Annotated in this window: 10 protein-coding genes; 9 read left to right on the top strand and 1 reads right to left on the bottom strand. The window is 38.0% G+C overall.

All coding sequences use genetic code 11. The annotated features are described in order from the left end of the window. The first annotated feature begins 202 nt into the window (after positions 1-202). The 6 genes from BM179_RS12420 to BM179_RS12390 all read left to right on the top strand — a co-directional run bounded on the left by BM179_RS12420 (position 203) and on the right by BM179_RS12390 (position 11,708). Positions 203-808, top strand: coding sequence for an RNA polymerase sigma factor (locus BM179_RS12420; RefSeq protein WP_092017269.1), 606 nt, complete (start codon positions 203-205; stop codon positions 806-808). Positions 809-894: 86 nt separating this feature from the next. Continuing rightward, on the top strand, positions 895-1,968 hold the full coding sequence (locus BM179_RS12415; RefSeq protein WP_092017267.1) for a FecR family protein: 1,074 nt from the start codon (positions 895-897) through the stop codon (positions 1,966-1,968). A gap of 184 nt (positions 1,969-2,152) precedes the next feature. After that, positions 2,153-5,533 carry a SusC/RagA family TonB-linked outer membrane protein gene (locus BM179_RS12410; protein WP_092017265.1) on the top strand — a complete coding sequence of 1,127 codons (3,381 nt, stop codon included), beginning with the start codon at positions 2,153-2,155 and terminating at the stop codon, positions 5,531-5,533. Positions 5,534-5,562: 29 nt separating this feature from the next. Further along, positions 5,563-7,107 carry a RagB/SusD family nutrient uptake outer membrane protein gene (locus BM179_RS12405; protein ID WP_092017263.1) on the top strand — a complete coding sequence of 515 codons (1,545 nt, stop codon included), beginning with the start codon at positions 5,563-5,565 and terminating at the stop codon, positions 7,105-7,107. A gap of 133 nt (positions 7,108-7,240) precedes the next feature. Beyond that, on the top strand, positions 7,241-10,810 hold the full coding sequence (locus tag BM179_RS12400; protein ID WP_092017261.1) for a VCBS repeat-containing protein: 3,570 nt from the start codon (positions 7,241-7,243) through the stop codon (positions 10,808-10,810). Positions 10,811-11,216: 406 nt separating this feature from the next. Next, positions 11,217-11,708 carry a copper resistance protein NlpE gene (locus BM179_RS12390; protein WP_092017257.1) on the top strand — a complete coding sequence of 164 codons (492 nt, stop codon included), beginning with the start codon at positions 11,217-11,219 and terminating at the stop codon, positions 11,706-11,708. Positions 11,709-11,773: 65 nt separating this feature from the next. Here the strand turns inward: BM179_RS12390 and BM179_RS12385 are convergent, their stop codons facing one another. Then, the gene (locus BM179_RS12385) at positions 11,774-12,313 is read right to left on the bottom strand and encodes an NADPH-dependent FMN reductase (protein ID WP_092017255.1); all 540 of its coding nucleotides are present in this window, start codon (positions 12,311-12,313) and stop codon (positions 11,774-11,776) included. Between the two features lie 413 nt (positions 12,314-12,726). Here BM179_RS12385 and BM179_RS12375 point away from each other — a divergent pair, with 413 nt between their 5' ends. From BM179_RS12375 to BM179_RS12365, 3 genes are all read left to right on the top strand, one after another. Further along, positions 12,727-13,470, top strand: a complete 744-nt coding sequence (locus BM179_RS12375) for a LytR/AlgR family response regulator transcription factor (protein ID WP_092017251.1) — start codon at positions 12,727-12,729, stop codon at positions 13,468-13,470. Beyond that, the gene (locus BM179_RS12370) at positions 13,471-14,586 is read left to right on the top strand and encodes a sensor histidine kinase (protein WP_092017249.1); all 1,116 of its coding nucleotides are present in this window, start codon (positions 13,471-13,473) and stop codon (positions 14,584-14,586) included. It abuts the gene before it with no gap. A 286-nt stretch (positions 14,587-14,872) separates the two neighbouring features. Beyond that, positions 14,873-15,241: a LytR/AlgR family response regulator transcription factor gene (locus tag BM179_RS12365; RefSeq protein WP_092017247.1), complete on the top strand. Its 369-nt coding sequence runs from the start codon at positions 14,873-14,875 to the stop codon at positions 15,239-15,241. The last annotated feature ends 9 nt before the right edge of the window (positions 15,242-15,250 follow it).

Here is a 15,250-nt window from a genome sequence, read left to right as displayed (position 1 = left end):
TATTTTAAACAGAATAATCCAAAAAAAAAGTAAAAAAGTCATGAAATTAACATGAAAACAGAGTACATAGGTTTGAATAAATACTCTTCTCTAAAAGTTCTGCCGGAAACCTTCTAAGGATAATAATGGTCTCAGAAGGACTTAAAGCTCAGTTGTCAGGAATGCGCACCCAAAGTAAAATAATTATCAAAACAAAAAAGTAATGCAGATGGCGTTATTGGTTTCAGATAAAATACTTGTTTCGGAAGAAGAGATACTTTGGCAAGCCTTTAAAGCAGGTGACAGGAACGCTTTTTCTCAATTGCTGAAAACATATTATCCAATTTTGTTGTCATATGGAGTCAGATTTCAGCAGGAGAAAGATTATGTAAAAGATTGTCTGCATGATTTTTTTGTAGAACTCTGGAACCGCAGAGAAAACCTGGATGATGTCCAATGTCTTAAAGCCTATCTTTTGCAATCTTTTCGCAGAAGGATTCTTCGTGAAAAAAGTAAAGACAAATGGTTTCGGGAAATTGCTGATCTTGATCAGGAATACTGTTTTGAAGTACAGTTTAATATAGAAACATATCTTATTGAGAATGAAGTAAAGCATGAACACCTGCAAAAGCTTCATACTTACCTCAAAAAACTTAGCAAAAGAGAACAGGAAGTTATTTATCTCCGTTTTTACGAAGAATTGGATTATGCTAAAATTGCCGATATAATGAGCATTAAAAATCATTCTGCCGTAAACCTTGTTCATGAAGCCCTAAAGCATCTCCGTAACCACTGGTTTTTAGTGGTATTCGCTTCTCTTTTTAATTAATCTAAAAATTTTTCAATTTTTTTCAGGACAAATACCAAATCTATGTCTCTTTATTAATGGGACGTAGAAAATCTCTTTCTTAAGATATGGATCATTACAGCCAATTCACAGTCGAAGACTTTGTTCAGGATATTTATTTTAGAAATTGGGTTTTGGACAAACTCTCTTCTGAAGATAAGTTCTGGGAAAACTGGTTATCAGCCCATCCGGGTAAGTATGAGCTGATAGAACAGGCAAAAGCGATAATCATTGCTTTGGAGATAAAAGGCATTCCGATTGATCCGGATGAAATATCAGAAGAAATTGATAAGATTCTGGCAGATACTTCGTCAGGCAGAGTTATTCCTTTTTATCGCCGCAGCGGATTTCAGATGGTTGCTTCCATCGCATTGCTGATAGGATTAAGTATTGTTTTCCTGAGAAATTATCAACCGCAGCTTCTATCCGCTTTTACAGAAAATCTGGTTAAGAATACAAAAGAGGAAAAAGTGGTAAATGATACTAACAGACCCATGCAGATGCAATTATCCGATGGTACCTCTGTTACGCTTGAAAAAAATAGTGTTTTAAGAATTTCAAAAGATTTCGGAAATATTCAAAGAGAGGTTTTTCTTTCAGGCGAAGCCTTTTTTAAAGTAAGCAGAGACCCGGAAAGGCCATTTCTTGTACATACCGGAAAACTGACCACAAAAGTGCTGGGAACGAGCTTCAGGATAAAAGCATACGACTCGGATAAAAATATTTCAGTATCGGTCAGAACCGGAAAAGTGACGGTTTTTAAAGGAACAGAAAAGCCTGAGACCACCAGAACCTTCTCAGAAGAAATAATCCTGTTGCCTAATCAGAGAGGTGTTTTTGAAAAAGAGCAGGAAAAATTAGTAAAAACACTGGTTGATCAACCTGTTTTGCTGAATACACCTGTGAAATTCCAGCATTTTGAATTTGAAGAAACACCTGTCGGGGTTGTTTTCAATACCCTTGAAAAATCATATGGCGTAAAAATTAATTATGATGCAGAGCAGTTGAACCGATGTACGTTTACTGCTTCGCTGCGGGAAGAATCGCTTTATGAAAAACTCGATATTATCTGTGAAACAATGCAAGCTCATTATGAGATAGCAGATGGTCAGATAATGATTTATGGAAAAGGTTGCAACTGAAAATATGTTTTCAACTCTTAATCCCTGTAACAATATGAAATAAACCCAAAATGAAGATTGAAAAAAGCCGGTAGTGGTCGCAACACTGCCGGCTTAAAGTAAACCCGAAATCCAGATCTGATAGATATTAGATTTGAGGATTGTTTTTGTCTCTTTTTGCCAAAAAAACAAAACAAGTAAAAATATGAAAATAAAAATACAAACACATGATTTACTTCTTAAAATCATGAAAATCTCTCTTTTTCAACTTTTTCTTGCCATTGTGTGTATGAGTATGGCATATGCCAGAGAATCGCACGCACAAGAATTACTCAATCGGAAAATTTCAATTCAGGCTGAAAACAGAACCGTAAAACGTATTCTGGGAGAGCTTGGAAAAGAAGCAAATGTAAGATTTATCTATAGTGTTGAGTCAATCAATGCCAATAGAGTATCAAATCTGACTGCTCAGAATCAGGCATTAGGAGAAATTCTGGAATCGTTTTTGAAACCGATGAAAATCAATTTCAGGGTTTCTGGCGACAGGATAATTCTAAGTCAGCAAATTTCACCTTCTGCAAATATGCAGGATGAGACGGAAAACATCAATGAGGTTCAGGCCATTACTATCACAGGACAAGTGACTGAGTCTGGAACAGGCAATGCTATTCCTGGTGTGAGTATTGTTCTGAAAGGTACTCAAAGAGGGACTAATACCGGTGTAAACGGAGAGTTTAAGATTTCAGTACCTGATGGAAACGCTGTGCTGGTTTTCAATTTCGTCGGATATAAATCTCAGGAAATATTAATAGGAAACCGCACGCAGCTGAATGTTGCACTTGAACCTGATAACAGAATACTATCGGAAGTCGTTGTGGTAGGTTATGGTACACAAAAAAGAGCCAATGTTACCGGGGCAATCGGTTCTATCAAAACTTCAGACATAAACAATGTAACTACAGGAAACTCTTCATCTCTTATTCAGGGCAAAGTAGCCGGAGTACGTGTGGAAAGCGGGGGAGGGGCTCCCGGAGGAGAAGTAAGTGTAATTATCAGAGGAACAGGAACTTTGGGAAATGACCAGCCTTTGTATGTGGTAGATGGCAATATAACCAGTTCCATGTCTTTTCTTAATCCAAATGACATTGAATCCATTGAAGTATTAAAAGATGCTTCTGCCGCTGCAATTTATGGAAACCGTGCTGCTAACGGAGTGGTGATTATTACCACCAAACAAGGTGCTGCCGGAGTTACAAAAATTAATTTTAGTACTAAAATCGGTATTCAGAGTCCGGTTAAGATGTTGAAATATCTGAATGCCAGACAATACGCCGACTACAGAAACCAGGCGAATGATAATGACAACCAGCCTCGTGCTCTTGCAAATGATAAGGAGTTTAATCCTGCCATTGATACCGACTGGCAAAGTTTGTCCTTAAATTCTGCCCCGATCAGAGATTATAGCCTTAGTATTTCAGGAGGTGGAGAACATGCTAAATTTTTCCTTTCAGGTCAGTTTTATGACCAGACGGGGATTGTAGTTGATTCTTATTTCAACAGATATAATTTCAGGGCAAATTCTTCTTTTACAAAAGGCAATTTAAAACTTTCGGAATCCTTCTCTGCCTCAAGATCTGTTAACAATCCCAATTCATACTTTGGAAGGGAAAGAGGTGAAATTCCTACAATTCCGGTATATAACAGTAAAAATAACGGAGGTTTTGCCGGAGTTGATCCTGTTTATAACGGTGTTGCCAGAGGGATTAACTGGTACGGTCTGGCAAAGCTGAATGACAACCTTTATACAACAGATGAAATACTCGGAAGTCTGAGCGCAGAATATGAAATTATTCCGAACCTGAAATATAAACTGAACCTCGGACTCGATTATTCTATTTATCATGCCTATAACTATACCCCGTCGTTTTTCTTCAGCAGATCGCAGGAAGCCTTTAATGATATCGCTCGTCTGGAAGAAGGTTTTACAAGATCTTTAAGCACGCTGGTAGAAAACACACTGAGTTATAGCAAATCCTTTGGAAAACATAACGTCGATCTGCTTGCGGGATACACCGATCAGGTTGCAGAGGCCCGTAATATTGGAGTGATTGCTGCGGATTTTCCGACCAACGACCTGAGAGTAATTGATGCGTCTAATGTAAAAGTCAATTCTACCGGAGGACTTCAGAGAAATGTTCTTCAGTCGATGCTGGGCAGGATAAACTACAACTTTGCAGGTAAATATCTGTTGAGTGCGACGATTCGCCGTGATGGCTCGTCCCGCTTTGCAAAAGAAAACCGTTTTGGTACATTCCCGTCTGTTTCAGCAGGCTGGAGAGTAAGTGAAGAGGCATTTTTTCCAAAATCCGGACTTGTGTCTGATCTGAAGGTTCGCGGAAGCTATGGTAAGCTGGGTTCTCAGAATATCGGCAACTACGTAACTACCAGCAGCTTAAATATTTTCACGGATTATTATTTCGGGGGCGTGGTTCTGCCGGGAACGGCTCTGACCAATTTTGCCAATCCGAATGTGGTTTGGGAAACAACAAATACCTCAGACTTTGGTGCAGATTTACAATTGCTAAATGGGAAAATTGCCATCACAATGGACTATTTTAACAAGCGTTCGGAAGGAATCCTGACAGATTTACCTATTCCAAGATATGGTGGGGTAGGGGGGAGCATTGTAAAGAATGCTGCCACCATTGAAAATAAAGGATTTGAGTTTTCAGGAACCTATAATCATAAAGCGCCGGATAAGAACGGATTAAATTATAGCATCACTGCTAACTTCAGTACTATTAAAAATAACGTTTTAAGCCTTGGAGATGGGGTTAATCCGATTTCAGGCGGAGCCTTTACTCAGGAAGGCTTGCTCGCTACCCGTACAGAAGCAGGTCATCCGCTGGGAAGTTTCTATGGATTTATTGTAGATGGCTTATACCAGAATCAGGATGAAATTGCAAAAGACGGCAGAACCGGAAACGCTACTTTAGGAGACTTTAAGTACAGGGATTTGAACGGAGACCATAAAATAGATAATAACGACAGAACTTATCTGGGAAGTCCTATACCTGATTTTGAGTATGGTACAATCTTCAATGCTTCCTATAAAAACTTTGATTTCAGCATGTTCTGGCAGGGGGTACAAGGTAATAAAATCTGGAATTCAAGTAAATACACCAAACTGCTTGATTATGGAAATAATCACCTTACAGATCAGCTAAGAGCCTGGACTCCGACGAATACCAATACTGATATTCCGAGAAATACAATTCTTGATCCGGCCAATAATAAAAGATCTTCTTCTTTTTATGTGGAAGATGGTTCTTATCTGAGATTGAAAAGTATTCAGTTAGGATATACTCTTCCTGCCTCATTTACACAGAAGATTAAGATTGATCGTGCAAGAATTTATGTGAGCAGTCAGAATTTACTGACATTTACCAGTTACACGGGATATAGTCCGGAAGTGGGACGTAACGGAGGAAACACGCAGGCCCGGGGATTATTCGGAGCGGGAGTTGACGTAGAAGCCTATCCTCAGGCTAAAAGTTTCTTCCTTGGTATAGATATATCCTTTTAACATTTAACATTATTATTCAAGATATAATTATGAAAAGACTTTCAAATCTAATAACCCGGAAAGTACTTCTATTGGGGATAATGATGATTACTCCTTTAGTAATGGATTGCAGTGAGTCAGACCTTGATGTGGCCAATCCCAATCAGTTAAGTCCTGACTTGTTCTGGAAATCTGCGGATGATGCAGAAAAAGGTCTGGTTGGTGTATATGGACCCTTAACTACTATTCCAAGTTGGGGGAGAATGATGGGAGCTATTTTAACAACCTTGCGGGGAGATGATGTAAATCCCTTTCCGGCTCCTGAGGTAAATGACGTAGGAACATTCAATGTTTCTTCTACAGATGGCCGTGTTTTAGAAGGCTGGTCTGAATTAAATGCGATCGTCTCAAGAGCCAATCAGGTTCTGGGGAACGTTCCTGCAATTCAGATGGATGAAACCCGTAAAAAAGAAATATTAGGAGAAGCTTATTTCCTGAGGGCTTTTGCCCATTTTCATTTGCTTAATATGTGGGGTCATATACCGCTGATAACTAAGCCGGTCAATAATTTACAGGATATTTTTGTGAGCCAGGCTTCTCAGGAAGAAGTTTGGGCACAGATTAAAAAAGACCTGAAAGAAGCGCAGAGCCGTTTACCTGTCAAACCAAAAGATATAGGAAGAGCAACCTGGGGAGCTGCCACCGGAATGCTGGGGAAAGCATATCTTTATACGAAGGAATGGACACTTGCTACTGCTGAATTTCAGAAAATAAAGGATGCAAAGCTATATGTACTGGTTCCGAATTATCAGGATAATTTCCTTTCCTCAGGGGATAATAATGCAGAATCGGTATTTGAACTGCAATATCAAAGTACAACTAACGGAAACTGGGGATCAAGTGGTACTGCAAATGTGCAGAGAGGACAGGCATGGGAGCCGGATATCGCTCCGAAAGGTTATACCAGTCAGGCCGGAACCAGTGTAAATCGTTGGGTTTTTGACCTTTTTATGAAAGAAAAGACTAAATCAGGAGCCATTGACCCAAGAGCATATGCAACTATGGTCTGGAATTATCCGGGAGCAAAAATGTATCAGGATGATTTTACCAAAGCTTTTACCGGAGAATACCTAAATACAATCTGGGTAAGAAAATACCTGAATTTTGACAGAACCAGTTCTTTAACACCCGGAAGCTGGGCTTATGCAACCAACAACCGGAGAATCATGAGATATGCGGATGTCCTTTTGATGTATGCTGAAGCTGAAAATGAAGCAAACGGCCCTTCTGCAAAAGTTTATGATGCCATAAATCAGGTAAGACAAAGAGTGGGAATGCCTGATATCCAGCCGGCACTTACCCAAACAGCAATGAGGGAAGCCATCAGAAATGAAAGAGTTCTGGAATTAGCGATGGAAGGGGACAGAATTTTTGACCTTAACCGCTGGGGAATTGCGGCAGATGTTTTTGAAAAACATCCTGAATATCGCTCAAACAGCAGCGGGAAATTCCAAAGAGGAAAAAGTGAATACCTGCCTCTGCCACAGAATGATATTGACACAAACCCGGCAATCAAACAAAACCCCGGCTATTGATTTGTTTAACGGTGAATACTTATTACTTATCAGAGAATAGTAATCGGATTTACCCGATTGCTATTCTCTGAATTTTTCCTGAAAATTAATTATTTATATCTCCTGTATTCTCTTTACTATTATATGGTTACTTATGTCTAAAAGATTTGATTGCTTCCTGCTCTTTTGCCTTTCTCAGATAATGCTGTTTTCCTGTCAGCCTGGGAGGAATGACGGACAGGTTTTTCAAAAAAGGAAAGGGAGTTCCACCGGGATTACTTTTTCTAATGACATTATTGAAAATGATTCAATCAATATTCTGAATTATTATTACTGCTATAATGGTGGTGGAGTGGCCGTCGGGGATTTTAATAATGATAAACGTCAGGATGTCTTTTTTACCGGAAATATGGTTTCCTCCCGGCTTTATCTGAATAAAGGAGGTTTAAAATTTGAAGATATTACTGCAAAATCCGGTGTAACCACTTCTGACTGGATTATGGGGGCATCTGTTGTTGACATAAATAATGATGGCTGGCTTGATATTTATCTCAATGTTGCCGGACCCGGCTCGAAAAATCATTTTAAAAATCTCCTTTTTATCAATCAGGGACCAGATGAAGAGGGAATCCCTGAGTTTAAAGAGTCTGCCGAATCTTATGGACTGGCAGATACTTCCTTTAGCGTACAATCTGCTTTTTTTGACTACGACAGAGATGGTGATCTGGATATGTATCTGATGACCAATAAAGTTGATTTCATCGAAAAAAGTTTTGTGCATCCTAAATCTTATCCGCTGACCAAAGGACTGACCAATGATAAATTGTATCAGAATATTGGCTCTCCTGACTCCCTGGGGCATCCTTATTATAAAGATGTATCACTCGCTGCGGGAATAAAAGACGAGGGATATGGATTAGGGTTGGCCATAGATGATTTTAATAATGATGGCTGGCCGGATGTTTATGTGGCAAATGATTTTATGCCAAATGACCACCTCTATATCAATCAGAAAAATGGCACATTTCAGGAAAGTGCTGCCAAATGCCAGAAACACCAAACCTATAATGGTATGGGTGTGGATATTGCTGATATCAATAATGACTTGTTACCGGATGTAATGGTGGTTGATATGCTTCCCGGAAATAATGAAAGAAGGAAAGCTATGATGCCGGGAATGAGCTATGAGAAATTTCAGCTTGAACAAAGTGCGGGGTATGTTCCGCAGTTTATGAGAAATACACTGAATCTTAATAACGGATCAGATGCAAGGGGAGTACACTTTTCGGATATCGGGCAAATGGCAGGCGTACATGCTACTGACTGGAGCTGGGCTCCTTTAATGGCAGATTTTGACAATGACGGACTAAGGGATATTTACATAACCAATGGTTTTGTGAAGGATATAACTGACCTTGATTTCATCAATTATCAGTCCTCCGACATGATGTTTGGTTCACCGAAAAACCGAAGTCAGAAGAGAAAAGACCTTATGGAGCATCTCAAAGGGGTAAAACTTTCGAATTACCTTTTTAAAAACAAAGGAAACCTCAGCTTTAGTGACCAGACAGAAGCCTGGGGACTGGAAGAACCTTCTTTCTCGAATGGCTCCGTTTATGCGGATCTGGATAACGACGGAGATTTGGATATAATCACTAATAATATCAATGAAGAAGCGTTTTTGTTTGAAAATCTAAGCAATAACAATCCTGAAAAGAAGGAAGAAAATCACTTTTTGGACATCGTATTAAAAGGTGAAGAGAAAAACAAAAACGGAATCGGGGCAAGGATATTTCTTTATGACAAAGACAGTCACCAATATGCATTTTTCTCACCCGTAAGAGGTTATTTATCAAGCATTAATGCGCCGCTGCATTTCGGATTAGGAAATAAAATGCTGATAGATTCTCTGGAAATTTTCTGGAGTGACGGAAGATATCAGAAACTAAAAAACATTCCGACGAATCAGGTTTTACAGCTTTATTATGGAAAAGCACAGGAGAAACGGACGATTGCTGAAAAGCAGGAGCGCGTTTTTGAAAATATTACCGAAGAATTAGCAATTCACTATAAGCATCAGGAAAATAAGTTTAACGATTTTTATAATAATCCGCTCTTATTGAGACAATACTCCAGGTGTGGTCCCGGTATTGCAGTCGCTGACGTTGATCATAAAAACGGATTGGATTTCTTTGTGGGAGGAGCCAGGGATTTTCCCGGGACATTGTTTTTGCAACAAGCCGACGGCAGGTTTAAACAGAAAAGTATCAATTCAGAGGATGCCGGGTTTGAAGACGGTGGAGCCTTATTTTTCGACGCAGACAATGACGGAGATGAAGATTTGTATGTGGCAAGCGGTGGAAGTGAGCAGAAAGACGGGAATGGTGCTTACCAGGACAGACTTTACCTGAATGATGGCAAAGGGAATTTTACCAGGGATTTGAAGGCTTTGCCATTTATGCAGTCAAGTAAAAGCTGCGTAATCGGTACGGATTTTGATAAAGACGGAGACATTGATTTGTTTGTGGGAGGCAGGCTGCAACCCGGAGCATATCCCGAATCACCGAGAAGCTATATCCTGCGGAATGATAAGGGAAAATTTACAGATGTTACCGGAATGATTGCCGGAGATCTTTCAAAGATTGGCATGGTAAGTTCGGCATTATGGACAGACTTTGACAACGATGGCTGGAAAGATCTGATTTTGGTAGGAGAGTGGATGCCCGTTACTTTTTTCAGGAATGAAAGAGGAAAATTCACAAATTCCAGCAGCAGTTCAGGATTGCAGAAAAGTAATGGCTGGTATAATAGCATTTATCCTTCAGATCTGGACAATGACGGCGATATAGATTACATTGTAGGTAATATGGGGTTAAATGTTGATTATAAGCCTGTTGGTAATCAGTCAGTTGAGATGTTTGCCTACGATTATGATAACAATGGAAGAATTGACCCGATTGTCTTTCATCCGATTCTGAACAGAAAGAAAAAATATGAATTATTCCCTTTCAACGGAAGAGATGATTTATTTAAACAGTGGGTAGCACTGAAGAAAAAATTTCCGGATTATGCCAGTTATGGGGAAGCAGACCTGAGTGAAATTATTCCTGATGATTTATTGAAAAAAGCAGCTCATTTTAAAGCGGACACATTTTATTCAGGAATTCTTGAAAACAAAGGTTCCGGAAAGTTTGTTTTTAAACCTCTCCCGGCCGAATCGCAGGTATCCCCGGTTTTTGGAATCGTCGCCGGTGATTTCGATGAGGATGAAAACATTGATCTGATAACCTCAGGAAATTCTTATGCAACTGAAGTGTACTATGGCTGGCAGGATGCTTCTCTCGGGCAGCTTTTGAAAGGCACCGGAAGAGGGGAATTTAAGGCGGTCAGAGCAAATCAAAGCGGATTGTTCCTGGATAAAGACGTAAAAAGCCTTACATCTTTTATGAATAAAAACGGAGAAACAATTCTGCTTGCAGGTTCAAATTCAGATAGTCTGGTTGCTTTAAGACAAAGAAAGAAGAGACAATGCAGGGTTATTGAAGTAAATCCTTCTGATAGTTTTGCTGAAATTGTATTCAAAAGCGGGAAAAAGAGAAAACAGGAGTTTTATTACGGCTCCGGATATTTAACACAGTCGCCCCGTTCTGTTATTGTAACACAAAATGTGAAATCGCTCAGAGTTATTGATAATAAAAATAAAGTAAGAATATATAATTTTTAAAAATGTTAAATATCTGTCCGGAATGAAAATAGTTGTAAAATAACCTTTTTTGATAAGATCATGGATAATTTATTGTTCTGTGATGTCATCATATATACAAGAACGTTTGTTATTTCCTGAGAAAACAGGGCAGAAGAAAATCTGCAGATTAAAAGGATTCGGAATTTCTCCGGAAAAAACAAATAACCGGAATACTGTTAATCATCAATCCAAATCAACCTGGGGGATGCTTAGAGACATTTTTGTGAAAATTAATTACCATTTGAGCAGGAAAACAAATGTTTGTGAAACAATAAGATGGATTATCTTCCGTTGTTTTTTAACACTATATATCTGAATAAATTCTCGAACAAGAACGCTTATATTTATTCAGTAATTTGTAAATCAACAACTTAAGATTCTGTGTATGAAAAATTCAATGCTCCTCATGTTATCACTGGCATCGATGATTTTATGGAATTGCCAGAAAAGCAATAAAAAAGATGGCAGTTCGGATACGATCAGACTGGAATCGCCTATTGCGAAAAGCAGGTCTGAAATGAAAGGATTTGATTCAACAAAATCGTTTACCAGTTACAAAGGCATATTACCTTGTGCAGATTGTTCCGGATTGGAAACAACCTTGAAAATCTCGGAAGACGGACAATATTTTGAACTATCAGAACTTTATCAGGGAAAAGGAGATCAGGCTTTTGTTGAAACCGGAAATGTAAATACAGAACGGGGTTTTGGAAAGGATGAAGATGCTACTTTGTATATTTTGAATTGGGATAAGGCAGAAACGGAACAGAGATATTTTGTAAGACTCAGTAAAAAACCAGGTCAGCTGACCATGCTGGACAGATCTAAAAACCTGATTGACAGTAAGTTTAATTACGCTTTAACACAGGTAAAATAAGTTGAATTTCCTGAAAGACAGAGAGCAAGGTTTACGAGAAACCCTGCTCTCTGTCTTTTATCTTTCTATTGATTCTCAATCGTTTGGAGTAGAGAGTCGATTACAATGATTAAAGATTGTTTTGTTTTTTCATCTGAAACATTTCCTTCTGGATCGAATTTACCATATACAGACGGAATCTGAAGCTGAGATTTTTCAGCTACTTTGGATGACAAGGCCTTTAGCGTCAGCATAAGAGAAGCATGAGCATTTTCTCCGCCGGAATACAGAGGTGAGGCGCTGATTGCGGCAGCAGGTTTGCCGGTAAGTTCTCCTGAAGAAACAGTCCAGTCCAGGGCATTTTTCAGAACGCCCGGCATACCGAAAGCATATTCCGGTGTACAGATAATAATCCCCTGAGCCTCCTGAAGTAGTTTTCTGAAATGTACGACAGATTCAGCAGATTTCCCGCCGTCAATATCAGGAGAAAAATGTGGTAAATCTCCAAGACCTTCATAAAGACTGATTTGTACATTGGCAGGACTTAAACCAGCAATAGCTTTGATAATAGCAGTATTCGAAGAAGTACTTTTCAAGCTTCCGGAGATGGCAAGAATATTTATCATATGATTCTTAGGATTGTAAAATTTGGAAAGAGATGTATTGGTTTAACATTTCAGGAATGCCGTTTATAACCTCTGAGTAACCTGAAATCACTTATAAAAAGTTTCTTTTTCAGGAATGAAAAGCATTATTTCGAAAAGAAAAGCTGAAAAAACTGTATTAATCAGAAGGCTGTTATCAATGTTTTCTGAAAAGAAAAACCGACAATACTGTCTGTTATAAATAGGAAGATTTTTAGTTGGCAAATTGGGAATATTTAAATATAACAAGAGCATTGACCTTCTATAAATAATATTTAACTTTAGTAAATAAAATATTGCATTTGAAGTAAATACTTGCTTTAAAGTAATAGTTTCTTTACCTTAACACTTTATAACTAAACTAAGATGATTTTTAAATAAACCTACCTGCACCCATGGGTAAAAAGTTACAATGTATTTTTGTTGAAGATGAAGCCCCTGCAAGAGACCTGCTACGCTCTTATGCAGAAAGAACACCTACCCTGGAAGTCCTTGATATTTTTGAAAATGCCCATGCCGCTGCTGATTTTTTAGCGTTAAATGACGTGGATTTAATCTTTACAGATGTTACAATGCCTCGTTTTTCAGGCCTTGATATGATAAGGACTTTACGAAAAAAACCATTTATTGTAATAATTACGGCAAACCCGGAATATGCTGTGGACGGATATGATCTGGAAATTGTTGACTTTTTGTTAAAGCCGGTTTCCTTTGATCGTTTTGTAAGATCAGTCAATAAAGTTTTTACCAGTCTGGAAAATACCTCTTCTTCTAAGAAAGAGGAAGACCCGGAAGATGAAGATGAATATTCGGTGTCAAGTATTTATGTTAAAGAAAGCGGTAAAGTGATAAGGGTTGATTATGATGAAATTGTGGCGGTAGAAGGGCTCAAAGATTATGTAAAGATCATAACCTCTGACAGAGCGGTAGTAACGTATATAACCATGAAAAAGCTGGAAGAAAATATCCTTCCAAAGAATAAATTTATTCGTATACACAAATCATTTATTGTAAAGATTGACCAGATCAGGTCTGTTGATGCAGGGAATAGCTCAATAGAATTACGAAATAAATCGGAGCTTCCTATTGGTCCCCAATATAAAGAAAATCTATTAAACAGATTGAAACCGATTAACTAAATGGAAAAGTTAGTTGAATTCCTCCTGAAACTTTACCCATTAGACAATGTTCCTTTTTCGAGAAGGGTTCAAATGCACTTTATCTTTTGGTTAATCTGGGGAGCGATTTATTATTTGGCGGTGATTTCAGGAGTGACATGGGAATATCGTTTGTGGGCAACATTAACGAGTATTTTTCGTACAGCCCTGATATATTACGCACTTGCCTATTTTATTTTATCGAATTTCACCGAGAAAAATAAGCTGATACTGGCACTTCAGATCTTAGTTCTTTATGTTGGTTTCTGGTATATGCTTTATCTTTTTTACAAGTATGCGATTGACAATAAAGTTTATAATTTTAAGTCAAAGTATTATGACTATATGCTGAACTATGTCCAGAGCGGGACAAAGGAGCTATATAATACCAAGGATTTATTTTTTGAGCTTTTCTACAGTTTTCAGGGAGTTGCCCCGATATTCTTATTAAAAGTGAGCCGATTAATGGCGATTTCCAATCAAAAGTCTATCAAACTGGAAAAGGAAAAAACGGAATTGGAATTGATTTTTTTAAGGTTACAGCTCAACCCTCATTTTTTACTCAATACATTAAATAATATATACAGCCAGGTAATCAGTAAACAGGAAAATGCTTCTCAGGCAATTTTAACACTGGCTGATTTGCTGAGTTATATTTTGTATGAAGCAAGCTCTGAGAAAGTACCTCTTAAACAGGAGATTAAATTTCTGAGAGATTATATGGACCTGGAGAAACTCCGGAACAGTGATAATGTAAAGATCTCTTTTGAAATAGAAGGTGATATGAAGGGGTTAAAGATTGTGCCTTTGATTTTAATTTCCTTTGTGGAGAATGCCTTCAAACATGGAATTGGCGATAGCACACTTCCTTCATACATTGATCTTCAGATTAAAATTTCTGAAGAGACACAGCAACTGAATTTTATAATAAAAAACTCCAAACCAAGAGTCGAAAGAGTAAGGAACCTCTCACAGGGTGGGGGTATCGGACTTGTAAATACACGCAAGCGTCTGGAAATGGTTTATCCTGATCGTCATAGCTTAATTATCAAAAATGAACAGAACTTTTTTCTGGTCTCCCTTTCAATGAATCTTTAATACTGATATATAATAATCCCTTCGTTTGATCTAAAGAAAGACATAGTTTATCTAAATACTAAATTTAGTAAGTGAAACCGATGAATATTTGACTCGTTAAAGTCGTTTCACAAATCATAAATTTTATAACTATGAAAAATCTATCTAAGCTAGCCGTAGTGAAAGCCACAATTGTCCGCTTTACATTTAATGAAAAAACAAAAGAATCCGGCCTAACGCCTACCGGCAGTACAATTGGATGCTCAATCTCAGTATATTTTTGATTTATAGTAAAATTCCGTTATGAATGACTCTCACCTGTCTCATAGTAGAAGACGAACCTTTGGCTCGGCAACTATTAGAACATTATGCGCAACAGACTAAAGACTTCAAACTCTTGGGAAGTTACAGCAATGTTTCTAAAGCTTTCGAGGCGCTTCAGAATTTGCAATTTGATGTAGATATTATTTTTCTTGATTTGCAATTGAAACAGCATCTTGGTTTGGATCTGCTCGATAAAACAGAAAATCAGAATTTATACGTCATTGTTACCAGTGCTTATCCTCAGTCATTACTTTCTGACTTGAAAATACAATGCTTTGAATGGCTTCAAAAACCTATTAGCTATGAAATCTTTCTGGAATCTGTTGAAAGAATAAAGACTTTAAAATCTTGAAAAAATGGG

The organism is Pseudarcicella hirudinis, assembly GCF_900115665.1.
Taxonomy (GTDB): Bacteria; Bacteroidota; Bacteroidia; order Cytophagales; family Spirosomataceae; genus Pseudarcicella; species Pseudarcicella hirudinis.
Note: the sequence above shows the minus strand (reverse complement) of the source record. Positions and strands in the feature narration are given on the sequence as shown.